Below are 25,261 nucleotides of genomic sequence, written 5' to 3'. Positions count from 1 at the left end.
CATGCTGCGCCGCTACAAGGACTTCGCCGTGGATCTCGACATCCGGCGGGACGCCTTCATCAACGCGCCGCGCGCGGAACAGCGCCGCTGGGTGATCCACCGCGCCGTCGACGAGCTGGCCGAGCAACTGCGCCATCTGGACCTCATCGCACCGGACTTCATCGGCGGCACCACGCGTGGCGAGATCCACGCGGACTGGCACGAGAGCGAGGCCGACTACCACGACGACCAGCTCCTCATCGAGGGGCAGCAGGTGATGCAGGACTGGGAGGAACGGCTCATGCACCGCATGGCGGAGCGCGTGACCGCCACTCACGGCGACATCTTGGAGATCGGGTTCGGCCTGGGCATCTCGGCGACCTTCATCGAAGAACAAGGGGTGCGTTCGCACACCATCGTGGAGTACAACGACGGCGTGCTCGACCAGGCCCGGAAGTGGGCGGCCGAGCGTCCCGGTTCCGATATCGAGTTCCTGCGGGGGCACTGGCAGGCCGCGCTGCCTCAGCTCGGCGACTTCGACGGCATCCTGTGGGACGCCTTCCCCACCAGCGAGGCCGAGTTCGACCAGTACGTACTGCGGGACAGCACGGTCGCGGAGGCGTTCTTCTGCGAGGCCGCCGCACACCTGCGCTCCGGCGGGGTCTTCACGTACTACACCAACGAGCGCGACTCGTTGAGCCGCCGTCATCAGCGTGGCCTGCTGCGCTACTTCTCCTCCTTCTCCGTGGAGGTCGTGGACGGTCTCCAGCCACCGCCGGACTGTCAGTACTGGTGGACGGACCGGATGACCGTCGTAACCGCGACCCGCTAAGCAGTGGCAGAAAGGAACTCCGTGTCCCTGTCCTTCCCCGGAGCCGCCGGCCTTTCCCCTTCTCAGCTCGACGCGCTGGAGGACCTCCTCACGGCGGGCGGCAGCACGGCGCCGCCGGAGAGCACCGGCTCTGAACTGACCGTCTACTACGTGCCGGAGCCCGGGGCGCCGCCGCCCGGTGAGGAGGAACTGCGCGCGCACACCGCACGGGTGCTGCCGGGCGAGTCCGTGTGGCCACGCTTCGTACCGGTCATGGACCTGCCGTCACCGTCACCGGCGGCGGCGGGCACATCCCCCACCCGAGGCGCGGCCCCCGCGGACGTCGCCGCGCCCACCGGCAACCTCCAGCGCTGGCTGGCTGCGATCTGGGCCGACGTGCTCGACGTACAAGTGCCGTCGGCGGACGCGGACTTCTTCACGTTGGGCGGGAGTTCACTACGCGGCGTGCGGGTCCTCGCCCGGGTCCAGGCCGTCCTGGACATCGAACTGCCGGTAGCCACGCTGTTCAGCCACCGCACCGTGGCCGGACTCGCGGACGCCCTTGAGGAACGCTCCGCCGAGGTGCCAGGCTTCACCGAGATCGTGGCCGTGGCCGCCGAGGTGTACGGGGAGGACGCCGGTGCCGGGCGGCAGTGACGCGGGGCGCGCCTGGACCCCGCTCGTCCCGGGCGCCGACGGGGACGTGGTGCTCGCGGTGGACTTCGCCACGACGGGGCGACACGAGGCGACGTTCGCCGACCTCGCCGGGCTGCTGCCGGGGTCTCTCGACGTGCGGCAGGCGGCGCCCCCGCCCGACGTGCCCGTCGAGGGACGGGCCGGCGAGCGGGCGCGGCACTACCTGAGCTGGTGGGCCGGCCAGGTGGCGTACGGGCCCACCGCCCGCCCGGTGCGCGCGGTGCTCGGCTACTGCGCCGGTTCCGTGTTCGCCTCCCGTCTCGCGGATATCGTGGAACGTCGGCAGGGCGAGCGTCCCGCGCTGCTGCTCTTCGACCCGGAAGTGCCCGGCGTGGCGAGCCTCGAACGGGACATTCGCCTGGCGGTGGACGGGATGGACGAGGTGAGCGCCGAGGAGCGGGCCGAACTGCACCGCGGCATCGACCGGATTCGCGACGCGGCGGGCGGCGGAGTCGACGACGGCTTCGACAAGGCGGCAGAGGCGTTCGTCGCCCTGTACCGCGAGGCGTACGAGGCCGCCCTCGCGCGGATGGGCATCGGCGGTGACTTCGCCCGACAGCTGACGAGGCTGTTCCGTTCCTATGCCGGCTACCTCTCGGAGGCGCGGCACCTGGGGCCCGGAACCGGCTGGGCGTCGGCGACCTCTCTGTTCTCCACGGACTGGGCCGGTGTGCCCGTCGGGCGGGAAATCCGGTTCCCGGCACGTCAGGAAGATCTGCTGCGCGACCCTGCGGTGGCCCGGACCGTTTATGACTTGATATCACCACCAAGAATGGCCGAATAGTCGCCGATCATACGCCCGGGGATAAGTCAAGAGTCAATATTAAATGGTGGTCGCGGGTTCGGCTGTTCTATGTTTGGCGTTGAGGATTTGGTCGAGCTCCATCTGCCGATGAGCCGCAAAGGGAGCGTGTGTTGCGCATGCCAGTCAGCGAATCCGAAAATGCGGCACAAGTGAACGGCCACAGCTTCTCGCCCAGAGAACGCCAGGTCGCGGCGTTTGTTTCCCAGGGTTTCACCTACAGTCAGATCGCCACAAGACTGGGTATCAGCATACATACCGTCAATACCTACATTCGGAGAATACGCGAGAAGTGCCAAGTGGAAACGCATGCGGATATCGTCCGCCTCGGCATTTCACTGGCGAACGGCAGGGGAGGCTCCGCTGCCGCTGTCGCGTGTAGTGCGACAGGGTGAATAAAGGGCGAGCCGGGTGAATGAACGAGGAAGGGTGGGGTACGCACATGCCGAAGAGCCTGGAGTCCAAGAGCGTGCGGACCAAGAACGTCGCGGGGCTTGTCGAAACGGTCCTCCGGCACGCGGAGTCGGCCCCTGAGGCGATTGCCGTGGCGTATCCGGCGGAGGGCTCCACGCTCACCTACCGGGAGCTGGACCGGAGGGCCGCCCGTCTTGCCGCCCACCTCGCGTCGCAGGGTGTGCGACCCGGGGACCACGTGGCGCTCTGTCTGCCACCGGGAGCAGATCTGGTGGTGGCCTTCCTGGCGGTCGTCCGCGCCGGCGCCGCCTACGTGTCGCTGGACCCCGGCCACCCGGCCGAGCGGCGACGGCTGATCGTACGCGACTGCGCGGCGCGGGCCGTTGTCACCCTGGCCCGGTTCGCCGACGCCCACGCGGGCACGGGCACGGGCCCGACCGTGATCGCCCTCGACACCGCCGCGGAACGGATCGCACGCGGCGACAGCACGTTCGCCCCGGTGTCCGTGGGACCCGAGGCGACCGCCTACGTCTGCTACACGTCCGGGACGACCGGCGCGCCCAAGGGCGTCGTCATCCCGCACCGCGCCGTTCTCGACCTGGTGAACTCCACGGACTACGTCCGCATCGCGGCGGACGACAACGTCGCGCAGGCGGCGAACCCCGCTTTCGACGCCATCACGTTCGAGATCTGGGCCGCGCTGTGCGCCGGTGCCACGGTCGTCGGCCTGGAGAAGGACGTCATCCTGGACCCGATCGCCTTCGATGCCGCAGTGCGCGACCACGGGGTGACCGTCCTCTTCCTGACCACAGCGCTCTTCCAGCAGATCGCGGCCGAACGGCCCTCGGCCTTCGCTCCGCTGCGCACGCTTCTCGTCGGCGGCGACGTGTGCGACCCCCGTGCCGTGCGGCGCGTGCTGGAGAGCTCTCCCCCCGCCCGGCTGCTGAACATCTACGGGCCGACGGAAGCCACCACCTTCGCCACCTGGTACGAGATCGGCGAGGCGGATGGCGACGGCACCCGGCCCATCCCCATCGGCAAGGCCATCGGCGCCACCGTCACCCGCGTCCTGGACGACCACGGCTCCCCGGTGGGGCCGGGCGGCACCGGGGAGCTGTACGTCGGCGGGCCCTGCCTCGCCTTGGGCTATCTGGGCCAGGACGCCCTGACCGAGGAGAGTTTCGTGCCCGGTGACGGCGGTGATGGAGGTGACGGCAGGCTCTATCGCACCGGAGACCGGGTCACGGTGCGCGAGGACGGCGCCCTCCTCTTCCAGGGCCGCGTCGACAACCAGGTGAAACTGCGTGGCTTCCGCATCGAACCGAGCGAGATCGAGGCGGTGCTCGCCGGACATCCGAGCGTCGCGCAGGTCAGTGTGATCCCGCGCCGGACACCGACCGGCGACAAGAGCCTCGCCGCGTACGTCGTGCCCTCCGCGTCAGGGACCGCGAACGGCGACGCGCTGACGGCCGAGTGGCACGAGATCTACGAGACGCTCTACAGCGCACAGGAGTCGGCGGACTTCGGCGAGAACTTCGTCGGCTGGAACAGCAGTTACGACAGCGAGCCCATACCCCGGCACGAGATGCGCGAGTGGCGCGACGCCACCGTCGCCCGTATCCGCGAACTGGACACCCGGCGCGTCCTGGAGATCGGCGTGGGCACCGGGCTGCTCCTGGCGCAACTGGCGCCCGGCGCCGACGAGTACTGGGCCACCGACTTCTCCGGGACCGTGCTCGACGCGCTCCGCCTCCAACTGGGCGAACTGCCCGAGCTGCGGGACAGGGTGATCCTGCGCCGACAGGCCGCCGACGTCACCGAGGGGCTGCCGCGGGGCCACTTCACGGCCGTCGTGCTCAACTCGGTCGTCCAGTACTTCCCGGACGCGGGCTACCTCCGTGCCGTGATCGAGGGCGTCCTGCCGCTGCTGGCCCCCGGCGGCTGCGTATTCCTCGGCGACCTGCGCAACGCTCCGCTGCAGCACCACATGCAGACCGGAGTGGCCCTGGCCGCCGTCGGCGGCGACACGGCGCGGGGGGCCGACGCCGTGCGCCGGGAGATCCACGAACGCGTCACCGTGGAGACCGAACTGCTGCTCGATCCCGGCTTCTTCGACATCCTGGCGCGCGAGCTGACCGGCATTCGCTCCGCCGACGTACGCGTCAAGCGCGGCCGGAGCCACAACGAGCTGACGCGCTACCGCTTCGACGCGGTCCTCGGCACCGATCCGCCCGCCGCCGACCTGCGCGACGCGCCCCGGGTCCGCTGGGGGGTGGACCTCGCCGACGCGGAGGAACTGGTCCGGCTCCTGCAGGAACACCGGCCGGCCCGGCTCCGGGTCACCGGCGTTCCTGACGCGCGCACCGCGGGGGAACGGGCGGCCATGGCCGCGCTGGACGGGGGTGATGGCGTCGCCGCGGCCCTGGCCGCCCTGGCGTCGCCGCCCGGCGCGGGTGCGGCAGGTGCCGTGGACCCGGAGGAGCTGTGCGCGCTGGCCGAGCACGTGGGCTACCAGGCCCTGGCGACCTGGTCGGGTGAGTCCCACGGATCGCTGGACGTGATGCTGCTCGACCCCGGGCATCTCCCGCCGGGCGGCCTGACCTCCGTGTTCGTCACTCCGCAGGACGACCCCCGCGAGTTGGGTGACTGCGCCAACACACCGACCGCCTTCGAACGCGCCGTCGACCCGGCTCTCGTGCTCCGCAGGTATCTGCGAGAACACCTCCCCGACTACATGGTCCCGGCCACCATCACCACGCTGGACGCCATGCCGCTCACCGCCAACGGCAAGGTGGACCGCAAGGCGCTGCCCGAGCCCGTACGCGGCGGGTCCACCCCCGGACTACCGCCTGCGACGCCCCTCGAAGAGACCCTGCGCGACCTCTTCGCCGACACCCTCGGCATGCCCAGGCGCGATCTCCACGCCGACTCCGACTTCTTCCTGTCCGGCGGGCACTCCCTCGCCGCAGCACGGCTTCTCTCCCGGCTGCGGACCATCTTCGCTGTCGACCCCGGCGGGCGGGCGCTGTACGAGGCACCCACACCGGCCGCGCTCGCCGCGCTCCTCGGAGCGGAGACCACCAGGGCCCACCAACCGGCCCCGGTCGCCCGACCGGACGCGAAAGCATGCCGGTTGCTGCCGCTCCGGCTGACGGGTCCCCTGAATGTCGAGGCCCTGCGGACCGCGCTGCGGGACGTGGCACGGCGTCACGAGATGCTCCGCGCCACGTTCGCCGCCGCAGGGCGGGACGTCGGTGGCAGTGGCAGTGGTGAGCGTACGATCGGCGCCGTTGACGCGGTCCGCGTCGACCTGCCGGTCCTCCGTACGCCCTCCGGGACCGGTGTCGCCGAAGCGCTGTCCGCGGCGCGTGACGCGCTCCCCGATCCGTACGGCACCACCCCTCCGTGGCGGGCCGAGCTGCACGAAGTGGGCCCCGCCGACCATCTGCTCCTGGTCCGACTGCACCCGTGGCTCGCCGACGCCTGGTCGCTCGCGCCGCTCGGCGCCGACCTGCTGGAGGCGTACGACTCCCGGGTGAACGAACACGCGCCGAGCTGGGCGCCGTTGCCCCCGCTCGGACCGGAGCCCGGGGACCGCGCCGCACCGGACGCGGTGCGGCCCACGACCTTGCCCACTCCCACCGCCTCCGCCACTGCCACTGCCACCGGACCGGACCACGGAGCGGGGCGGCACGGTGTCCATCGCGCCCGTGTACCGGCCGACCTGCACAGCAGGCTCGCCGCGTACGCCGCGGAGCACGACACCACCCTGACCGCGCTCCTGCACGCGGCGATGGCGGCGCTGCTCACCCGGCACGGCGCCGCAGGCCCAGGCCCGATCGTCACCACGGTCCCCGTCGCGCGCCCCGGCGGCCCGGCCGTCCGCCGGGCGGTGGGCCCGCTGGCCATCGCCCGCGCCCTGCGGGTCGACGCCTCGGACGACCCGGCGTTCGGTGCGCTCGTCCGGCGGACGCACGAGGCGGTGGTGGACGCGTGCCTGCGGCCGGGCGCGGAACCGGCCCTGCCGGGGGGCGTCGCGCTCGCCCTGTGGTGCCCGGCCGTTCCCTCCGTCGCGGTCGCGGGTCTTGAGGCGGCGGCCGAGCCGGCGCCCGTTCCGTGCGACGGGGCCGACCTGAGCCTGGTGCTGAAGGAGGAGCAGAGCCACACCGGCGGCTTCGAGGGCATCGGCGTCACGGCCTTCTTCCGGAGCGAGGCGGTGGCACGAGAGACCGCGGCCGACCTGGTCGACGCGTGGGCCACCCTTCTCGGCTCGGCCATGGACGACCCCGAACGGCCTGTCAGCCGCCTCGATCTGATCGACGCGGCGGCCCTGGAGCGGGCACAGCGGCAGTGGAACGGCGACGAGCGGCCCCTGGAACCGGGCACGCTGGCGCGACTCCTCGACGCCACGATCTGCGGGGCCCCCGACACCCCGGCGCTGGTGCGCGACAGCGACAGCGACAGCACGACGGTGGTCACCTACGCGGAACTGGCGTCTCGCGCCGCGTCGATCGCCCAAGGGCGCGGTCCGGGCGGGCCCTTGCCCTCGGAGCTCTCCTCTCCGGTCGACCACATAGCCGCCCTGCTGGCCGCCGCCCGATCCGGAGACGGAGCCGATGAGGGCGGCCTCGCCCTCCACACCGGGGCGGGGGCGGTCGCGGGCGGCTGCCCGATCGGCGCGCGACGCGTGGCCGCCGCGGCGGAGTACCGCCGGCTGACGTTGCCGGGCGCGCGTGCCGCCTGGCTGGCCGAGGGTACGTACGGCGGCACCGCGGGGGCGGTGGATCTCCTCGCGGCGCTCGCCGCGGGCAACACCGTGCTCGTTCCCCGGCCGGGCGCGCTGGGGAAGCCGTCGGAGCTCGCCGCCTGGCTGGCGGAGGCCGGGGCCCAGGACGTGATGGCCGGGCAGGAGACCGCGCTGCGGCTGTGCCACGCGATCGCCGCGGGTGGCCGGCGCCCCGAAGCGCTGCGCTCCCTCACCGTGACCGGTGGCGCGTACGACCCCGATCCCCACCTGGTCCGTGCCGCCGGGGCTCTCGGCCTGCGGCTCGTCCACCGCGGCGGGCCCGAGGAGGCGCGCCTGGTCAGGGTCCACGGCCCGGGTGGGGAGGTACGGGTCGCGCCGAACCACCACGCGTACGTGCTGGACGCCGGGATGCGCCCGGTGGGGCCGGGCGGCACCGGCGCGCTCTGCGTCGCGGGCGCGGGCGTGACCTCCGGCTACCCGGATCTGCCGGGCGAGACCGCGGAGCGGTTCGTCCCCGACCCCTTCCGGCGGCCGGGCGCCTGGATGTGGCGCGCGGGCCACGCCGCCCGGCGGTGTTCGGACGGCCGGGTGGAGGTGCTCGCCGAGCCCTGGCCGAAGGACCCGTACGAGGACGAGTACGGCACCTTCCTGGTGGTCGAGAACGAGGCGGGGCGGCACGCGATGTGGCCCAGTGGCCAGCCCGTCCCCGCCGGCTGGCGCGAGGTGCACGCCGAGGACATCCGCGAACTGTGCCGGGAGTACGTCGTCGAGCACGCCACGGACGGCGTCTGACCTTCGCTTCGCGTCCTGTTCGGCGTGCGCCGGTCCCTTTCCGAGGCCCTCCAGGAAATCGAGGATTCCATGAGTTCTGTCGAGGCGGTCTTCCTGCCCTGCAAGTCGCTGGACGAGTACGGGGCGGCGGTGGCGGGGTTCGTGGATTCCGGCACGGCGCCCGTGCCGGTGTGGACGGGGGAGAGGGAGGACCTGTTGGACGGCGTCGCGCTCGCCGAGGACGTCTACGCGGCCCGCGGCACGGTCCGGCCGGCCGCCATCGGTGTCGTCGTGGGCGACGCCCTCCCCGAACCTGTCCTGCGTATCGCCCGCCCTCTCGCCCTGACCTGGGTGAGCGACGTGACCGATCTGGCCGACCTGCCCGAGCACGGCTCGGTGCTGGTCGTCGGCGCGTACCCGCAACTGACAGCCGGGGCGCTGCGGCCTCTCATCGACGCCACGCACCGTGCGGCGCGGGATTTGTTCCTGCTCACGGGACGTGACGCGCACAGCGTGAGCTGGATGGTTGCCAAGCAGTACGCCGCGCCGGATGCCCGGGGACCGGTCGGGATGTTCTCCGCGCTGGACTCGGCGTCCGCCGCGCCCGGTGTGGAGTGGTTCGGCGCCGACGACATGCGCCATCGCGATATCCAGGGACTCGCCCTGAACCGGGTGTGGCGCAGGCTGCTCTTCCACGGCAACGGCACCGAGGACCAGTTGCACCTGGGCCAGTTCACCGTGTGCGGCCTCAGCCCCGCCGGGGACCGGGAGCCGGGACGGCGGGGACCGAAGTGCGCCTTCGGGCTCGGCTGCGTCAAGCCGGAGGACAAGTTGGTGCCGGCACGTGCGGTGCGGGCGGCCGAACTCGTCCTCGCCAACTGCTTCAGCGGCCCGCTGGCCGACCACGGGGCGTACGACCCGAAATACCTCAGCCTGCTGGCTGCCGTGGACGGACCGGCCCAGACCGTCGTGGCCGCCCTCTTCGCGTGCGACGCGCAGCGTCCGGAGCTCCTCGCCTGGGTGGGAGCCGGCGACAGGGGCAGCGCGGCGCGCGCCCTCAACGACCGGCTCGCCGACATCAATCCCTACCCCGCCTTCGTCCAGGTGGGGTTCCAGGCACCCGCCGCCGACGAGCCGACCGCGCCCGACAGTGACGCCGGTGACGGCGAGGGCCGCGAGGACGCGGTTTCGTATCTGCGTGTGGTGGGGGGCCGCCTTGCGGGTCTGCTCGACAGCGGGCTGATGGCTCAGGACCACCCGCTGCGTCCCCGGCTGCGCCCCCTGGCGGACACCGTGCTGCGCGACTCGGTGCGTACGGTCACCGGCTCCGCCCCGGAGCTGCGGGCCGTGCTCACGGCGGTCGCGAAGGAGGTGACATCGCTCGACCTGGCGCTGGCGCAGCGGTTCGCCAAGCACCGTGACGACCCGGTGTTCGACTTCTCGACGTACTTCGGCGAACGTAGCGTCGCGGAGGAGTGGCCCGCCCTTGACGTGGCGTGCGCGTGCGGTGGCCCGCTGGACGGCTATGTGCACCGGGGCGTGCTGCCCCAGGTGACGGACACGGTGCGCGGAGTCTGCGCGCGGTGCGGCGACGTGTACAACGCGCTGGTCGGGGCCCCGCTGCTGCGCGTCGACACGCCGCTCGGCGGCGCGCCGGGGACAAGCGTCACAGTGCGGGTCGAGGCCGTGGCGCGGCGCGCGGGGACGATCAACCTGGGCATCGTGCCGTCGCCGACCATCCGCGTACAGGTGCGGCCGACGCTGCGGCGCGTGAAGGTGGCCGCGGGGGAGTCCGCGCGGGCGGAGTTCACGGTCGATATCGAACCGGACGCCGTACCGCAGTTGTACTGTCTGCTGCCCTTCGCGGTGCACGACCTGGGAGTCGCGGTGAGCCGCGTCTATTTCGCTGTCGCACCGGACGGGCGGGACTGATTGTCAAGTCCCATCTTTCCGCGACTCACAAGAATGTCGGCGTTGTTGAAATCCTGCGGAGATACGAGAGACCTCCGAGCGGAGAGGCGGGCTTCCCTTTGCTTACCGAGGAACAGGTCGAGCAGTACGAGAAGGATGGATATCTTCTGCTGCCCGGGTACGTGAATCGCGCGGAACTCGACGTACTGCGCGGAGAGATCCCCGTGGTATTCAACGAGGACTCGCCCCGGCGGGTACTGGAGGAGGGCAGCGGCGTTGTTCGCGGGGTGCACGGGGTGCACGAGACCAACCCCGTGTTCCGTACGCTGGTAAGGCTTCCCCGGCTGGTCGATCCCGCGCGTCAGTTGCTGGGCAGTGACGTCCATGTGTTCCAGTTCAAAATCAACGCGAAGATCGCTCTCGTGGGTGATGTGTGGGAATGGCATCAGGATTTCCGGTTCTGGCGTGACGAGGACGGAATGCCGACCGACCGGGCGCTCAGCGCGGCGATACTGCTGGACGACGTGGACGAATTCAACGGCCCATTGATGTTCGTCCCCGGGTCGCACCGGGACGGGTTGTGCGCCGTTGACACGCGCGACGCGGACTGGACCCAGACCCTCACGTCGAAGCTGAAGTACTCACTGCGCGTGGAGGCGCTGGCTGCCGCCGCCAAGCAACGGGGAATCGTGGCGCCCAAGGCCCCGGCGGGGTCCGTGCTGCTGTTCCACAGCAGCATCCTCCACGGCTCCGGTCCCAACATGTCCCCGGACAACAGGACCATGGTGCTGGTCAGTTACAACAGCGTGGAGAACCCGCTACGCGACGTGCCCGACCCGCGCCCCGACTTTCTCGCGAGCCGAGCCCCCGACCCGGTCCTGACCGTCGGCGACAACGCGCTCGTCGCCGAAATCCCGCGCGGTTAGAAGGGACGGCCGCCATGAGAATGGACAGTCGCGAAAAGCGGATCGCCGCGCTGCTCGCCCAGCGTGGCCTCGCCCGGCCGCGCGGGGACGGCGCGCTACCGCGCGGTGACCGCGGTAGCGGCCCTCTCTCCCGGGGGCAGCGGCGGATGTGGCTGGCGCAGACGATGCGGCCGGACAGTGCCGCGTACAACGTCGCATCGGCCTGGCGACTCGAAGGCGACCTGGACGAGACCGCGCTCGTACGCGCCCTGGAACGGCTGTGCCTGCGACACGCGGCGCTACGGACCGTCTTCCGCACGGCGGGAGACGGGGACGCGGTGGAACAGGTCGTGCTCGACGTCCCGCCCGAGGTGGAGATCGTGGAACTCGGCGGCCCTGCCCGGACCGCGGACCCGACCCGGGGCTCGTACGACGACGAAGCCGCTCTCGCGGCGGCGCTGGCGGAGCGGGCCGGCACACCGTTCGACCTGGCACAGGCGCCACCGGTGAGGCTGACGCTCTACCAGCACCCCGGGCGCCGCTGGACGCTCGGCATGGTGCTGCATCACATCCTGGTCGACGACTGGTCCCTGGGCATTCTCCAGAGCGATCTGGCCGAGCTCTATCGGTCCGCTCGAACCGCCGCCGACGACGGCGACGGCAACGAGGCGGGTGTGGCCCCGGGGCCTTCGTACCTGGACTGGGCGGTGCGGGAGCATGAGCGGCCGGAGCTGACGGCGCCTCAGGTCAGCTACTGGGCCGAGCGGTTGCGAGAAGCCCCCCGGCGCATGGACCTTCCGGTCTCCGGTCCGCCCGGGGGCGCCCCGGCGGCTCATGTCCGCGTCCCGGCTCGCCCCGCCACTCTCGGTGCGCTACTGGACCTCGGCCGCGCGGAGGGCTGTTCCCCGTTCACGGTACTGCTCACGGTGTGGGCCGCCCTGCTGCACCGTGTCACAGGGGAGCAGGACATGGTGGTCGGGACGCCTGTCACGCTCCGCGACCGACCCGAGACCCACCGAATGGTCGGCTTCTTCCTCAACACGTTCGCGCTGCGGCTCGCGGTACCGGCCCGCGCCTCCTTCCGGCGGTTGCTTTCGCGCACCTCCGAATCCCTCGCCGAGGCCCACGCCCACGCCGCCGCTCCCTACGACGCGGTCGTCGAAGCCGTGGCCCCGCCCCGGCAGGACGTGCGGCATCCGCTGTTCCAGGTGTGGTTCGCCGCCGAAGGCGAGGGCGTGGACGCCTTGGAGCTGGCGGGGGCCACGTGCCGGGAGATCCCGGTCGGGGGCGGCGACGCCAAGTTCGACCTGGCGCTGTTCGCCACCGGCACCGGCGACGGCACGCGACTGACCCTTGAGTACGACACGTCGATGTTCGACCGGGACACGATGGAGCGGATGGCCGGCCGGCTGGGCCGCATCGCCGACGCCATCGCCGCTTCCCCCGACACCCCGCTCGCCGACCACGACCTGCTCGACACCGCCGAACGCGACCTCGTCCTGCGCGCCTGGAACGACACCGGTACCGCGCCCTCTCCCGCCCCGCTCGCGCACCAGTGGTTCGAGCGTCGGGTGGCGGCCGAGCCCGGCCGTACGGCGCTGGAGCAGGACGGCCGGCGCGTGACGTACGGCGAACTCGACGCACAAGCCGAGGCGGTGGCACACGCTCTGCGTGAGGTGTCCGTGCGGCCGGGTGACTTCGTGGCCGTGGCGGTGCGGCGCTCCCCCGCCATGGTCGCCGCGGTCCTCGGCGTGCTGAAGGCGGGCGCCGCCTACGTGCCCCTGGACCTCGACCACCCGGCGGAACGCCTCGCCATGATCCTTGAGGACACGGCCGCCCCGGTGGTGCTCGTCGACGCGCACACCCGCACCGGGCTGCCGCCGACCGCGGCACGATTCTTGGACGTTGCCGAGGTCGCCGAGGCCCACGAACATGCCCCCGACGTCCCTGTCCCCGCCCCGGTGACCCGGATTCCGGCGGACGCGGTGGCGTACGTGACGTACACCTCCGGATCCACCGGCCGCCCCAAGGGCATCTGCATGCCGCACCGGGCGGTGAGCAACCTCGTCGCCTGGCAGTTGGAGAGCCGCACTCCGGTGCCGCCGGGGCGGCGGACCCTCCAGTTCGCCTCGCTGAGCTTCGACGTCTCGTTCCAGGAGATCTTCTCCACCTTCGCGGCAGGCGGGACGCTCGTCCTCATCTCGGAGGACCAGCGGCGCGACGTCCACGGCCTGGCGGCGCTGCTCACCTCGCTCCGCGTGGAGCGGCTCTTCATCCCCGCGGCGGCGCTCCAGCAGATGGCCGAGGGGCACCGGGCGGGCGGCGGACTCCCGGACACCCTGCGCACGGTGATCTCCGGTTCGGAGCAGCTCGTCGTCACGGATGACCTGCGCTGTCTGTTCACCGGCCTGCCGGACGGGCGGCTGCACAACGAGTACGGCCCCTCGGAGACCCACGTCACCACCGCGCACGCCCTCGGGCCCGATCCGGCCGGCTGGCCCGCCTGGGCTCCGATCGGGCGGCCCGTCACCGCGTCCCGCGTGTATCTCCTGGACGCGTGGGGACGCCTGGTGCCCGTCGGCGTCACCGGAGAGGTGTGCGTCGGCGGCATCGGCCTGGCCCACGGCTACCTCGGCATGCCCGCCGCCACCGCCGCCGCCTTCGTTCCCGACCCGTTCTCCGGCGATCCGGGCGCCCGCCTGTACCGGACCGGAGACCAGGCGCGGTACCAGCCCGACGGCACCCTCGAATTCCTCGGCCGCGCCGACGATCAGGTGAAGATCCGCGGCTATCGAGTGGAACTGGGCGAGGTCCGGACCGTGTTGGAGGAGCACCCGGAGATCGGCACCGCCTTTGTCCGGGTGTGGGGCGAGCGCTCCGCCGACCGGCGGCTCGTGGCGTACGCGACTCCCCTGCCAGGGACGAACCCGGACGAAGAGGCGCTGCGTGAGTACCTCCGGGCGCGGCTGCCCGCCTACATGGTGCCCGCCGCGTACGTCGTGATGGACACCTTCCCGCTGACGGTCAACGGCAAGGTCGACCAGCGTGGGCTGCCGGAGCCGCGTTTCGGCCCCGCCCGGCGTGGCGGCGGGGAGCGCGTCGAACCGCGCGGCCGACGGGAGCGGCGCGTCGCCCACCGGTTCGCGACCGCCCTCGGCACGGACGCGGTGGGGCGCGACGAGGACTTCTTCCGGCTCGGAGGCAGCTCCTTGCTGGTGGCACGGCTGCTGACGGGCATCCGGGAGGAGTTCTCGGTCAGCGTCTCCTTCACGGGCTTCTTCGGCGACCCCACGGTCGCTGGCCTCGCCGGGCTCGTGGCACGGGCCGAGAGCGAAGCCGAAGAGGCCGGAGAAGGAAGTGTGCGGGAGGAGATGGGCGCGGAGAACGCCGCGGGTCTCGCGCGACTGGACACGCTGCTCGACGAACTGCTGGGCCCCGCCGGTGAACCCGGCGCGGAACGGCGCGAGTGAGGAGGAACGGCTCCATGGAGAACACGGACACCGACGATGGCGTGGAGAACGCCTGCTTCGTGGTGGTCAACGACGAGGACCAGTACTCGATCTGGGCGGTCGGCGACCCCGTTCCCGACGGCTGGCGGACGGTGGGTGAGGCGCGGGACAAAGCCGCCTGCCTGGCGTACATCGAAGAGCACTGGACCGATATGCGCCCGAAGTCGGTGCGCGATGCCCTGGCAGCGGAAGGCGGAGGAAACCATGGCTGAGACGGTCGACCTCACCGAGGAGTCCGAGGGACCCGAAGGGAGGGGTATGAGCGCACCGACGTACACCCCTGGCATCGAGCTGACCCTGACGGACGCCGAGCGCCAGGTGCTGGAGGACGTCACGTCCCGGCTGGCCGGCGAGGCGCCCGCGGCGGCGTCGCACGACCTCTGCCGCGAGGCCCCGGTGATCGCCCACGAGCTGCCGATACGGCTCCGGCGGGCGCTGGGAAGACTACGGCAGGACGGCCCGGCCGCCTACGCCCTTGTCCGCGGCCTCGCGGTGGACGACGAGGCCGTCGGCACCACGCCCTCGTCGTGGGGCGACGGAGCGGCGCACGAACGCACCCACCGCCAGGAGATCCAGGCGGTGCTCATCGGCTCCCTCGTCGGCGAGGTCTTCGGCTGGCGGAGTCAGCAGGACGGCGCGGTGGTGCACGACGTGCTGCCGATGCGGGAGTACGAGAACACCCAGATCAACTTCGCCAGTCAGGAGCCGATCTGGTGGCACACGGAGGACGCCTTCCACCCGTTCCGGCCGGACTACGTCGGCCTGCTGTGCCTGCGCAATCCCACGGCCGCCGCCACGACGGTGAGCTGCGCGGCCGACTGGGACCTGGGCGACCCGGCCTTCGACGTGCTCTTCGAACCGAGGTTCCGCCAGCTCCCCGACCACTCGCACGGTGTGACGGGTGACGGGGCCGAGCTCCGGCCGGTGCTCTTCGGGCCGCGCGAGCGCCCGTACGCGTGCGTGGACCCGTACTTTCTGGAGCCTCCGGAAGACGGCCGAGTGGCCGAGGCACTGCGGCGGTTCTACGACACGGTGGAGGCGTCCCTGCGCCCCGTGGCGCTGACGCCGGGCGACATGCTGCTGGTGGACAACCGCACGGCCGTGCACGGGCGCAGGCCGTTCGCCGCCCAGTACGACGGCAAGGACCGCTGGCTGAAGCGCATCAGCGTCAGCAGGGACCTGGGCCGCAGCTGGCCCGCCTGGAGCAAGGAGACCCGGCACGTGCTCGTCGGCGAGCAGTGACGGACAGCGCGATGGACACCGGACGGCCGATGCCGGCGGAGGACATGCGCCCGTCCGTCGGCGCCGAGGGCCCCTTCGAGCGCTTCTCGCTCCTCTCGCCGGAGCGCCGGAGCGCTTTCCTCGCCAGGGTCCGCGGCGAGAAGCGGCTCGGTGACGAGGTCCTGCTGACCGCGGCGCAGCGACGCATGTGGTTCATGGGGCAGTTGACACCCGGCAGTGCCTCATACGTCATCCCGCTGGCCTACCGCTTCCGCGGCCCTGTGGACACCGCCGCGCTGCGCCGGGCGCTGCTCGCGCTGGTCGAGCGGCACGAGATGCTGCGTATGCGGTACACCGAGATCGACGGGGTGCCGGTCCAACTGCCCTCCGGCGAACCGCTGCGGTGTCCCGTGACCGACCTGCGCGGGCCGGCGTCGCCGGACGAGGCGGCGGAGGGCGAGGCGACGGAGGAGATTCGGCGGCGCGTCGAGACGGCGGCCGACACTCCCTTCCGCCTCGACGGGGGGCCGCTCGTGCGCGTCGAGGTCCTGCTCACACACCAGGACACCGTCCTGCTGCTGACGCTGCATCACAGCGTGGCCGACGGCTGGTCGCTGGAGATCCTCTTCGCCGACCTGGCCACGCTCTACGAAGCCGAGGTGGCAGGGCGGCGGGCGGCACTGCCGGCGCCCCGACACCGTTACGCGCAACACGCCGCCTGGCAGCGTGCCTGGCTGGAGGGCCCGGAGGCCGCCGAGCACCTCGCCTACTGGCAGCGGCAGTTGGCGGACGCACCCGAACTCCTCACGTTGCCTGCCGACCGTGCGGCCGGGGTGGTCGTGGCGGATGGAGTCGCTGGGGCCGACGGGGTCGTCGGCGCCGCCGCGGAGCTGCCGGCGGGGACCGCCGAGCGGCTGCGGGAGCGCGGGCACGCCGAAGGCGTCACACCCTTCATGATGCTGCTGGCCGCCTACTCCCTGACCCTGCACCGGTTCACGGGACAGGAGGACGTACTGGTCGGGTCACCCGTGTCCGGTCGCCACCGTCAGGAGACTGAGGGGACGGTGGGGCTGTTCGTGAACACCGTCGTGCTGCGCAGCGCGCCCGCCGGGGCGGAGACCTTCGCCGAGCTGCTGTCGCGCACGCGGCGGACGGCCCTGGACGCCTACGCCCACCAGGACGTGCCCTTCGACGTCCTGGTGGACGCGGCGGGCGCTCGGCGGGTGCCCGGACGCAATCCGCTCTTCCAGGCATTCCTGTCCATGGAGGGCTTCACGGAGCACCCGGTGGTGCTGGGAGGCGTGCCGGGCGAGACGATCACGCCTCCCGGCGGCGGATTCCGGTTCGACGTGGACCTGTGGGTGAGTGAACGGCCGGACGGCAGCCTCGCCCTGCGCCTGAGCCTCGCCGAAAGCCGCTTCGAGGAGGCGACGGCGCGGCGCCTGCTGGACGATGTCGTCGCCGTCCTCCACGCGGTCGCCGACCACGGCACCGCACTCGGCCTGTCCGGGCTGGGGACTGCGGGCCGTCCCGCCGCCCTTCGGGGCGCGGACCCCGGCGGTCCGTCCGGGGCCACCGTGTGCGACCTGGTGGCGCGGCAGGCGGAACGCACCCCGGACGCCTTGGCCCTCGTCCTGGCGGCGGGCACCGAGCGCCTGACGTACGGGGAACTGCACGCCCGGGCACGCGCGTTCCGCGACCGGCTCGCGGCGTTCGGTGTCGGACCGGGGGACCGGGTCGGAATCCATCTGGGGCGGACCGCGCGGATGCCCGTCGCCGTCCTGGGCGTCCTCATGGCCGGGGCGGTCTACGTACCGCTCGACACCGCCCTGCCCGCCGAGCGCCTGGCCTGGATACTGGAAGACTGCGGTATACGCCTCGTGATCACCGATACCGGTACGGGCACAGGTACCGGTGCGGACGCGGGCACCGCTACGGACGCGGGGCAGGACGCGTTCCGCGCGGCCGGAGTGCGTACCGTGCGGGTCGACGAGAGCGACGCGGACGAAGCCGCGCCCCGGAACCAGGAGCAGGAACAGGGCGGTGCGCGGTTCGGTCCCGCGGACCTCGCCTATGTGCTCTACACCTCGGGTTCGACCGGCCGGCCCAAGGGCGTGGCGGTCGAACACCGCAGTGTCGTCGCGATGGTCGAGTGGGCCCTGCGGACGTACTCGGCAGAGGAGTTGGCGGGCGTGCTGGCCGCCACGCCGATATCGTTCGACATCTCCGTCTTCGAGCTGTTCGTGCCGTTGGCGGCGGGCGGCACCGTGGTGCTCACCGACGGCCTGGCAGGGGTGTCCGAGCTGCCGGACCGGGAAGACATCCCGCCGGTCACTCTCGTCAACACGGTCCCCAGCCTCCTCCAGGACCATCTGCTGGAGCACTCCCTGCCCGCGACCGTACGCACCGTGAACCTCGCCGGTGAGCCGCTGCCGGCCACACTCGCGAGGGCGGTGCACGCGAAGGGGACGGTCCGCCGCCTCGTCAACCTCTACGGGCCGAGCGAGGACACCGTCTACTCCACCTGGAGCGAGGTGCCACCGGAGACGGACCGGCCCGCGATCGGCCGACCGGTGGACGGCAGCTTCGCGTACGTGCTCGACGAGCGCGGCGGTCCGCTGCCCGAGGGCGCGGTGGGCGAGCTGTACCTCGGCGGCACGGGGCTGGCACGCGGCTATCTCGGCCGGCCCGCACTCACCGCCGCGCATTTCATGCCCGACCCGTTCGAGCCCGGTCCGCTCGTGTCCGGTCGCGGTGGCCGGATCTACCGCACCGGTGACCTCGTACGGCTGCGTCCCGACAGGGAGTTGGAGTATCTCGGCCGCGCTGACCACCAGATCAAACTGCACGGCCTGCGAATCGAGCCCGGCGAGATCGAACACGCCCTGCTGCGCTCGCCCGGCGTGCGCGGCGCGGCCGTAACGGCGTACGGGAAGGGCCCGGAGGCCCGGCTGGTGGCATACGTGGCGGGTCCGGAAACGCTCGCCCCCCGTGCGCTGGCCACGGCACTGCGTTCGCGGCTGCCCGCGCACCTGGTGCCGTCGCAGTACGTGGTGCTGCCCGCCCTCCCGCTGACGGCCAGCGGGAAGACCGACCGGCGGGCGCTGCCCGACCCCGGGGCGCCGGCCGGCCGGCCGGACTCGCCGCCGCCGCGAACGGCGCGACAGCGCCTGGTTGCTGACGTCTGGGGCGAAGTGCTCGGGCGCGACGGGCTGCGCTTGGCGGACGACTTCTTCGTGCTGGGCGGCAACTCGTTGACGGCGCTGCGCGTGGTCGGCCGCCTGAACCGGGAAGCCGGCGCGCGACTTGCCCCGACGTCCTTGTTCGAGGCGCCGACCGTGGAGCTCTACGCCGAACTGCTGCACGGGAAAACGGGACCACCGAGTGCGGCGGCGCGGGTGACGGTCCTGCGGGAGGGGGCCGGCGGCGCCCCCGTGGTCTGCCTGCCACCGGTGGGCGGGGATGTCCTGGCGTACGCCGAGTTCGCCACCGCTCTCGGTGCCGGGTTCCCGGTCCTCGGGACCACCGCGCCCGGCCTCGATCCCGTAACGGGTCCGGGTCCGCTGAAGTCCGTACCCGAAATGGCCGACCACTACCTGACGCTGCTGCGCCAGGAGGGCGTCGACCGGCCGTCGGCGCTGCTGGGGTGGTCGATGGGCGGGGTGGTCGCGGTGGAGATGGCGCACCGGCTGCGGACGGCGGGAGGTATGCCGCCCCCGGTGGTGCTCATCGACAGCACCGTGCCCGGCCCCGAGTTCGACGTCGCCGACCCGATCGCCGAGTTCGGTGCCCATCTGGCGGCGGGGGCAGGGCTGACCGAGAACGTACACGACGGGATGTGGCCCGATGTGACCGCGCTTCTGGAGTGGGCGCTCCGCCGCGGCGTGCTGGGCGAGGAGACGGAGCTCGACCAGCTGCGGGGGCGGCTGGAGGTCTTCCGCGCCAACCGGGAGGCGCTGTCCCGGCACCGTGTCACGCCACATCCGGGGCCGGCGCTCTACCTGGCGTGCCGTGACGAACGGGCCGAGGAGCGCTGGGAGCCCTGGCGGCCGATGCTCGGCGATGGCCTGGCGATCCGGGAGGTGCCCGGCGACCACCACAGTGTCATGCGCCGACCGCACGTGTCTTCGGCTGCGCGGGAGACGCGGGCCTGGCTGGAAGCACTGCACGGGACGGGTGGAACACATGGGACGGACGGCGGTCGATGACCCGGAGCCGCTGCCGCCCGGGGAGGAGTTCGGCGGCCGATGCGGCACGTACGACGGCAGTCCCGTGCCCCGGAGGTGATGCGGCAGCGGCGCGAGGACGCGCCACGGTCGCGCACCTGCGGGCCCTCTGCCCCGCGGTGTTCCCGCACATCACGGCGGTCGACCGCCGCAGTGGTCGACCGCCAGGTCAAGCAGGGGCCTTCACACTTCCGGACCTACGGTTCTCACGGTCCTCACTCCGCCGGGTCCCGCATCGGCTCAGCAGCGGCAACGGCAGCGGCGGCCTCACTAGGAATCTCGGCGTCCTCGTGCCCGCCCTTCACGGTCAGCGCCCGGACCTCCCTGCTACTCAGTGCCAAGACGGTGACGGAGAGGACCAGACAGACGCCGCCGAGAAGCGTCGCGCGCGATCCGAAGCGCTCGGAGAGGACGCCTGCCGTCATCTCGCCGATGGGCAGAGCGAGGATCGAGCCGAGCATGTCGTACGAGTAGACCCTGGCCAGCTTGTCGGCCGGGACGTTCTCCTGGAGCGACACGTCCCAGGCGACCCCGAACTGCTCCAGCGCGATGCCGTTGACGAACATCGCCGCCACCAGCAGCGCCAAGGGAGCCGCCTCGGCCAGCGCGACCAACGGCAGGGCGTCCAGGGCCACCACGGCCACGCCGATGCGCAGGGCGTGCCGGGAGCGGGAACGGCCCACCAGGAATCCGCCGATGAGCGCGCCGACCATCTGGGTGGCGAGGACCAGCCCCCAGGCGGTACGCCCGTATGTGCTGTCGGCGATGGTCGGTCCGAGCACCTGGATGCCGCCCGAGGTCACGGCGTTGACCACAAAGAACTGGAGCACCACCACCCACACCCATGTGCGTGCGGTGAACTCCGTCCATCCTTCCCGGAGTTCGCGCATCGGATGGGAGGGCGTGTCCGATGTGGGCTTCGACCGGGGCACGCGTACGCCGTGGTAGGCGAGGGCGGCACCCGCGAACACAACGGCGTTGGCGGCCAAGCCCCAGCCGGGGCTGAAGACGGCCGCGATCATGCCGCCGGTCGAGGCGCCGACGATCATGCCGGTGTTCACACCCATGCGGCTCAGTGCGTTGGCGGGACGCAGTTCCGCGACCGGAACGGTCTGCGGGACCAACGAGGCGGACGCGGGCATCGACACCGCCGACACCGCGCCGTTGACCACGCTCAGCAGGATGAGTACCCCGAGCGAGGCAGAGTCGGTGAGTACCACCACCGCGACCGCCGCCTGCACCGTAGCGGCCGACAGGCTGGATCCCTGAAGGATGAGGGCGCGCGGCACACGGTCGGCGAGGATGCCGCCGAAGAGCACGAGGAGGACGTTGGCGATCGACCGGGAGCCGACGACGATCCCGACGTCCACCGCCGAGCCCGTCATGTCCAGGACGGCGAAGGCCAGGGCGATGGGCGCCATGGAATTGGCGCAGTGGGTCATCGTGCGGCCGAACACCAGGTTGCGGAAGTTCCGGTGGCGTAGAGACGCCAGGACGGACGCCCTCTTGACTCGCTCGGTCACTCCGAGGTTCCTTCCCGGGCCATTTCGAACAGCATGAGCGTCGCGCTGGCACGTACGGTCCCCGGCGTGTCCGGCGGCAGCGCCTCGGCGTGCATGACCTCGCCCAGCTCCCGGGCGAGGTCATGCACCCGCTCCCACGCGTCAGGGGGCAGCCACAGCTCGGCGTCGGTGAACGCGCCCGGCGACCCGGCCACCCGCTTCAGGCTGCGGCGCTGGAGTTCCTCGGCGAAGGCGGAGGCCAGGACCGCGTAGTCGTCGAGCGATCCTCCGGTGACGGAGTCCCCGCTCGCCGGACTGTGGCGGTACCGCTTGGCCCGGCCGCCGCGCACGGAGGTCTCCTCGACCATTTCCAGCAGGCCGACGGCATGCAGATGACGCATGTGGTAGCTGACGTTCGCCTGTGACTCACCCAGCTCGCGCGCGGCCTCACTGGCACTCATGGCATGCGCCGTGACCAGGGAGAGCAGGCGCAGACGCAGTGGATGAGCCAGCGCGCGCAGGCTGCTGAGCTCCGTGCGTTTCTCGGCAGCGGACATGGCGATGAGTATCCGGTCCCGGCTCCGCACTGTCAAAGACTTCTTTTGGACATGGGAAGAGACGGCTGTCCGCCAGTCGACGCGGCAGACGGCTTCGGCGACGTGGTGGGTGGAGGTCTCGACGGAGTCGAACAGGACCGGTCCGAGGGCCTTGCCGCCGACCCGCGCGTACGAGGGGTGCCGCGGATGGCGTCGGTCTCGCGACGCCCACGTTTGCGACCCCGGCGGCGAAATCGGTAAGCCAGTCGCGGAAGTGGCGCGGTATCCGGGGTGAACCGCCCTGGAGCGGTACGCCGAGTTCGCCGACGCTTACCCCTCACGCAGCTCCAAAGCGAGCCAACACCACGGCGTGACAGAGAGGCGGCAGCACCCCCAGGGCCTACCATCAATTGACCGCTAAGTCAATAGAGGAGTGAGAGGTGCTACTGCGCAGAGATTTCGCTACCCGCCTCGCGGGGAGTGCTTAGTCATTCGTTTTTCTAACGACACCCCTCACTAAAGGAGATCCACCTCCAAAGCGATCGATTTATTTCCATGATTGATCAAAAATGACCAATTTGTTGCTTTGTGTGGCATTCGCAAGAGTCGGCCAATATTCAATGGCATGGTTAGCGTTCCAAGCCGCCGCTCGAAGGGTTCCCTCATGTCCGCCGCCTCGACTTCGGGTCCTTCGCATGAGCCTGACAACACGCCCGAAATCGGCCTGCCCTCCAGCGCTGACCTCGGCATCTCCCGGAAACTGTTGGAGATCGAGCGCGAACTGGCGAGGCAGAACAAGAGGCAGCGTTTCGCCCTGGCGGTCCGGGTGGCCGCCCTCCTCCTGGCCGCTCGGGAGGCACTACGCGCATCCGGCGACGAGGCGGCGACACTGGCCACGAAGTCCTTCATGGTCGCAGTGGACTTGTTCGATTGGAATAACGAGTGAACCGGAGTATTCGATGAGCCAACTTACAACCGGCGGGCCGTTTCCGTTGCCGGTTTCAGTGGAACGTCAGCGCGCGTGGGTAGATGCCGCATGCTCAACTCCCGGAGTGAAGTGCCCACGCGTCGCGCTGGATAATGCAGCCGTCTTCCTCGTGAATCCCGAGGAAACCCTGAGTGAGCCGGACATCAATGGTGTCCGCACGTTTCGGGAAGGGGCCTTGCGGAGGGTGAGAACCGATGCGGGCGAGATGCTGGTAGTTGAAGTGCATATGCATGGAGTGGCAGGAGTCGTATGGGAACATAATGAGCGAATCAGCTCATTGTGGAATTCCACTGCTGACCCGGCGGTTGGCGGTGGAACGAAACGCGCTCTCACCAGGGTGTATCCCTGGACTCGTGAAGGCTCCGAGGAGGGCGACGAGCCGTACGCCGCCCTGATGAGCCGGTCACCCAGTCGACAGTGGCTCACATCCAATACGGAGGAGGCGTCCGACGAGCTGGATCGGCGAGATGGTCTGCGGACCTACGACCTCAAGGAAGACCTGGTCCTGAACGGTCAGCAAGAACCAGGCATGTACATCCCGCAGCTCTTCCGTCTCGATGAAGCGCCTCCAAGGGGTGTCGACGGCACCCTTGAATATCCCACCGACTACGTGGGCTGGATGGCCGTTCGCGGAAACAATCGAACAAAGCGACGTCAGGACATCTTTGGTGTCACCTCCGCAGAGGTTCTCACCGGGGTTCCGGAAATCAAGCTGGGGCTGCACGGGGACAAGGTCGACTTCGTTCCGCAGTCCTGGCTTGGGAAACTGTCGGCGCGACTGAATCAGGAGCACGCAGAGGCAGACCTCGCCGATGGCGCCGAGGCGACAGCGATCCGGGCGGCGAACGTGGCAGTGGTGACAGCCCATTTGGTGGTCGGCACGCCAACACCCGAGCGGATCTACCGCATCGTGCAGATGAGCAACCGTCGGGATCACGTGCACCCGCCACTTGAATTCGTACCGAACGATCGAGGGCGAGCCCTGGGCCGTAGCGTTCTCGGCATGTACGTGGCGCAGGGTGTACTCGACGAGAAGGAGTCGCAGGTCCTGTCGGGGCTGGCACCCATCAAGGAGCTGCCCGACGCCGGAGAGGACGCTACTGTTTCTGAGCTTCGGGATATTCGCTCCATGAAGATCTTGCGAGAGCTCTTCCCGTCCGACCTCCACAAGAAACTGTTGATTCGCCGAGCACTGAGCGAGTCACCTCCCTCGCAGCTCAGCAGCCCTGAGATCAACCGGCGCGCTCGCGCGTGGTCCGCGCTCACCTCGGAGAGTTACCCGGCACCATGGAACCCTCGTATCGCCGAGGTGTTCAACGCCGGAACCGTGCGAGCCGGTTTGCAGTTCTCCGGGCGCCCGTTGAGGGAGCTGCTCAAGGTCGCGGACAAGGACGACGACGCATTCGAGGAGCTCGTGGCCTTCAGGGCAGCGCACTGGCTGGCTGCTTTCGACATCATCGATGCCGACCGGGGCTCGTTGGCCGGCCAGAAGACGGACGACGACGACGGTGCCAAGGCCGCCCGGGTGCGGCGCACGGTGAAGAACCATCTCAACGCTCTCCGGAGCAACCGGATCATGGCGGTGGCGGTCCTGCGCGAGCTGGCGAGGGCCATGGACGAGGGTGATCGCAAACCGATCCGGGTGAGCCGGTCCGGAAACCGGATGATCGAAGAGATGAGCACGGCTTGGTTCGATCGTGAGTTCCCCAAGGAATCGGGAAAGCGCCGGCTGAAGGTGCCCGCCGCCCGCCAGGGCCCTAGTCCCTCGGCCATGGCGCCGAACAACAGCGGCAGCCCCACACCTGCGGTATCTCCCCAGCTCCCGCATCACTCGTCGGCGGCTCCCTCGGGGAATTCGTCGGCGTCGCTCGGAGCCTTCGTGTCTCCACCGTCGTCCCGGGGCACGGCGAGCGAGGCGGCGCCGGCGGTCACCGCCGCGGCATCGCTCTCAGGGTCGGCCTCGGCAACCGTCGGGATGCCTCTGTCGCAGCGGGCGGACGCTGTGGCGGACCTGACCGAACGGCTGCTGCAGACGGCACAGCACCTACAGGCGGAGCTCGAAGCGCTTTCGGCCGCGGCGGTGAAGGACGGCAGCGATCGCCCGCTGACCGGAAAAGCGGGTGCCGAAGTCACCCGGAATCTGGCCCGGACGCTGCTGTCGGTCCGTGCGATGCGCGACGCGGTGGAGGACCTGGGTGGGCGCGAAGAGCAGGGCTCGTAGAGAGATGGGTCCGCCTTTTGAG

Annotated in this window: 15 protein-coding genes and 2 pseudogenes; 15 read left to right on the top strand and 2 right to left on the bottom strand. The window is 71.0% G+C overall.

Translation table 11 applies throughout. The annotated features are described in order from the left end of the window. Position 1 precedes the first annotated feature (1 nt). The 13 genes and pseudogenes from ACZ60Q_RS28390 to ACZ60Q_RS28330 all read left to right on the top strand — a co-directional run bounded on the left by ACZ60Q_RS28390 (position 2) and on the right by ACZ60Q_RS28330 (position 19,974). Positions 2-811, top strand: coding sequence for a class I SAM-dependent methyltransferase (locus ACZ60Q_RS28390; RefSeq protein WP_469640187.1), 810 nt, complete (start codon positions 2-4; stop codon positions 809-811). Positions 812-832: 21 nt separating this feature from the next. After that, positions 833-1,447: a phosphopantetheine-binding protein gene (locus ACZ60Q_RS28385; RefSeq protein WP_469640185.1), complete on the top strand. Its 615-nt coding sequence runs from the start codon at positions 833-835 to the stop codon at positions 1,445-1,447. Continuing rightward, complete coding sequence (locus ACZ60Q_RS28380) at positions 1,431-2,270, top strand: hypothetical protein (protein ID WP_469640183.1); 840 nt, start codon at positions 1,431-1,433, stop codon at positions 2,268-2,270. The genes ACZ60Q_RS28385 and ACZ60Q_RS28380 overlap by 17 nt, the downstream gene beginning before the upstream one ends. Positions 2,271-2,407: 137 nt before the next feature. Continuing rightward, complete coding sequence (locus ACZ60Q_RS28375) at positions 2,408-2,683, top strand: helix-turn-helix domain-containing protein (RefSeq protein WP_469640181.1); 276 nt, start codon at positions 2,408-2,410, stop codon at positions 2,681-2,683. A 47-nt stretch (positions 2,684-2,730) separates the two neighbouring features. Then, the gene (locus ACZ60Q_RS28370; protein WP_469640179.1) at positions 2,731-8,241 is read left to right on the top strand and encodes an amino acid adenylation domain-containing protein; all 5,511 of its coding nucleotides are present in this window, start codon (positions 2,731-2,733) and stop codon (positions 8,239-8,241) included. Positions 8,242-8,310: 69 nt separating this feature from the next. Next, complete coding sequence (locus ACZ60Q_RS28365) at positions 8,311-10,152, top strand: hypothetical protein (protein WP_469640177.1); 1,842 nt, start codon at positions 8,311-8,313, stop codon at positions 10,150-10,152. A gap of 98 nt (positions 10,153-10,250) precedes the next feature. Then, positions 10,251-11,057 (top strand): phytanoyl-CoA dioxygenase family protein, encoded by an 807-nt coding sequence (locus ACZ60Q_RS28360; protein ID WP_469640175.1) that lies wholly within the window; start codon positions 10,251-10,253, stop codon positions 11,055-11,057. 14 nt (positions 11,058-11,071) lie between these two features. Continuing rightward, positions 11,072-14,506, top strand: coding sequence for a non-ribosomal peptide synthetase (locus ACZ60Q_RS28355; RefSeq protein ID WP_469640173.1), 3,435 nt, complete (start codon positions 11,072-11,074; stop codon positions 14,504-14,506). A gap of 14 nt (positions 14,507-14,520) precedes the next feature. Then, on the top strand, positions 14,521-14,757 hold the full coding sequence (locus ACZ60Q_RS28350; RefSeq protein WP_469640172.1) for an MbtH family protein: 237 nt from the start codon (positions 14,521-14,523) through the stop codon (positions 14,755-14,757). Further along, positions 14,750-15,787 carry a guanitoxin biosynthesis L-enduracididine beta-hydroxylase GntD gene (gntD, locus tag ACZ60Q_RS28345; RefSeq protein ID WP_469640170.1) on the top strand — a complete coding sequence of 346 codons (1,038 nt, stop codon included), beginning with the start codon at positions 14,750-14,752 and terminating at the stop codon, positions 15,785-15,787. Before ACZ60Q_RS28350 ends, gntD begins: the two co-directional genes overlap by 8 nt. Positions 15,788-15,798: 11 nt before the next feature. Continuing rightward, positions 15,799-17,247, top strand: a pseudogene (locus ACZ60Q_RS28340) (condensation domain-containing protein); the annotation flags it as partial. Between the two features lie 96 nt (positions 17,248-17,343). Beyond that, positions 17,344-18,843: pseudogene (locus tag ACZ60Q_RS28335) on the top strand (amino acid adenylation domain-containing protein); the annotation flags it as partial. Beyond that, entirely contained in the window at positions 18,817-19,974 is a 1,158-nt protein-coding gene (locus tag ACZ60Q_RS28330; protein WP_469640268.1) for a thioesterase domain-containing protein, read from the top strand. The pseudogene ACZ60Q_RS28335 and the gene ACZ60Q_RS28330, both read left to right, overlap by 27 nt. Before the next feature lie 233 nt (positions 19,975-20,207). On the opposite strand, the gene ACZ60Q_RS28325 is transcribed toward ACZ60Q_RS28330, so the two are convergent. Together ACZ60Q_RS28325 and ACZ60Q_RS28320 are read right to left on the bottom strand one after the other, a co-directional pair. Beyond that, positions 20,208-21,515 carry an MFS transporter gene (locus ACZ60Q_RS28325; protein WP_469640168.1) on the bottom strand — a complete coding sequence of 436 codons (1,308 nt, stop codon included), beginning with the start codon at positions 21,513-21,515 and terminating at the stop codon, positions 20,208-20,210. Continuing rightward, on the bottom strand, positions 21,512-22,051 hold the full coding sequence (locus ACZ60Q_RS28320) for an ArsR/SmtB family transcription factor (protein ID WP_469640166.1): 540 nt from the start codon (positions 22,049-22,051) through the stop codon (positions 21,512-21,514). Before ACZ60Q_RS28320 ends, ACZ60Q_RS28325 begins: the two co-directional genes overlap by 4 nt. 643 nt (positions 22,052-22,694) lie before the next feature. On the opposite strand from ACZ60Q_RS28320, the gene ACZ60Q_RS28315 reads away from it, so the two are divergent. Together ACZ60Q_RS28315 and ACZ60Q_RS28310 are read left to right on the top strand one after the other, a co-directional pair. Continuing rightward, a complete protein-coding gene (locus ACZ60Q_RS28315) occupies positions 22,695-22,976 on the top strand; it encodes a hypothetical protein (protein ID WP_469640164.1) in 282 nt (93 codons plus the stop codon). Between the two features lie 13 nt (positions 22,977-22,989). Next, positions 22,990-25,239 (top strand): hypothetical protein, encoded by a 2,250-nt coding sequence (locus ACZ60Q_RS28310; protein ID WP_469640162.1) that lies wholly within the window; start codon positions 22,990-22,992, stop codon positions 25,237-25,239. The last annotated feature ends 22 nt before the right edge of the window (positions 25,240-25,261 follow it).

This window comes from Streptomyces sp. NPDC104313 (assembly GCF_055583985.1).
Note: the sequence above shows the minus strand (reverse complement) of the source record. Positions and strands in the feature narration are given on the sequence as shown.

Bases quoted from the DNA above. Each gene is read 5' to 3' on its own strand.
- ACZ60Q_RS28390 (WP_469640187.1), top strand. From the start codon at position 2: ATGCTGCGCCGCTACAAGGACTTCGCCGTGGATCTCGACATCCGGCGG.
- ACZ60Q_RS28315 (WP_469640164.1), top strand. From the start codon at position 22,695: ATGTCCGCCGCCTCGACTTCGGGTCCTTCGCATGAGCCTGACAACACG.
- ACZ60Q_RS28355 (WP_469640173.1), top strand. From the start codon at position 11,072: ATGAGAATGGACAGTCGCGAAAAGCGGATCGCCGCGCTGCTCGCCCAG.
- gntD (WP_469640170.1), top strand. From the start codon at position 14,750: ATGGCTGAGACGGTCGACCTCACCGAGGAGTCCGAGGGACCCGAAGGG.
- ACZ60Q_RS28370 (WP_469640179.1), top strand. From the start codon at position 2,731: ATGCCGAAGAGCCTGGAGTCCAAGAGCGTGCGGACCAAGAACGTCGCG.
- ACZ60Q_RS28375 (WP_469640181.1), top strand. From the start codon at position 2,408: ATGCCAGTCAGCGAATCCGAAAATGCGGCACAAGTGAACGGCCACAGC.
- ACZ60Q_RS28310 (WP_469640162.1), top strand. From the start codon at position 22,990: ATGAGCCAACTTACAACCGGCGGGCCGTTTCCGTTGCCGGTTTCAGTG.
- ACZ60Q_RS28350 (WP_469640172.1), top strand. From the start codon at position 14,521: ATGGAGAACACGGACACCGACGATGGCGTGGAGAACGCCTGCTTCGTG.
- ACZ60Q_RS28320 (WP_469640166.1), bottom strand. From the start codon at position 22,051: ATGTCCGCTGCCGAGAAACGCACGGAGCTCAGCAGCCTGCGCGCGCTG.
- ACZ60Q_RS28365 (WP_469640177.1), top strand. From the start codon at position 8,311: ATGAGTTCTGTCGAGGCGGTCTTCCTGCCCTGCAAGTCGCTGGACGAG.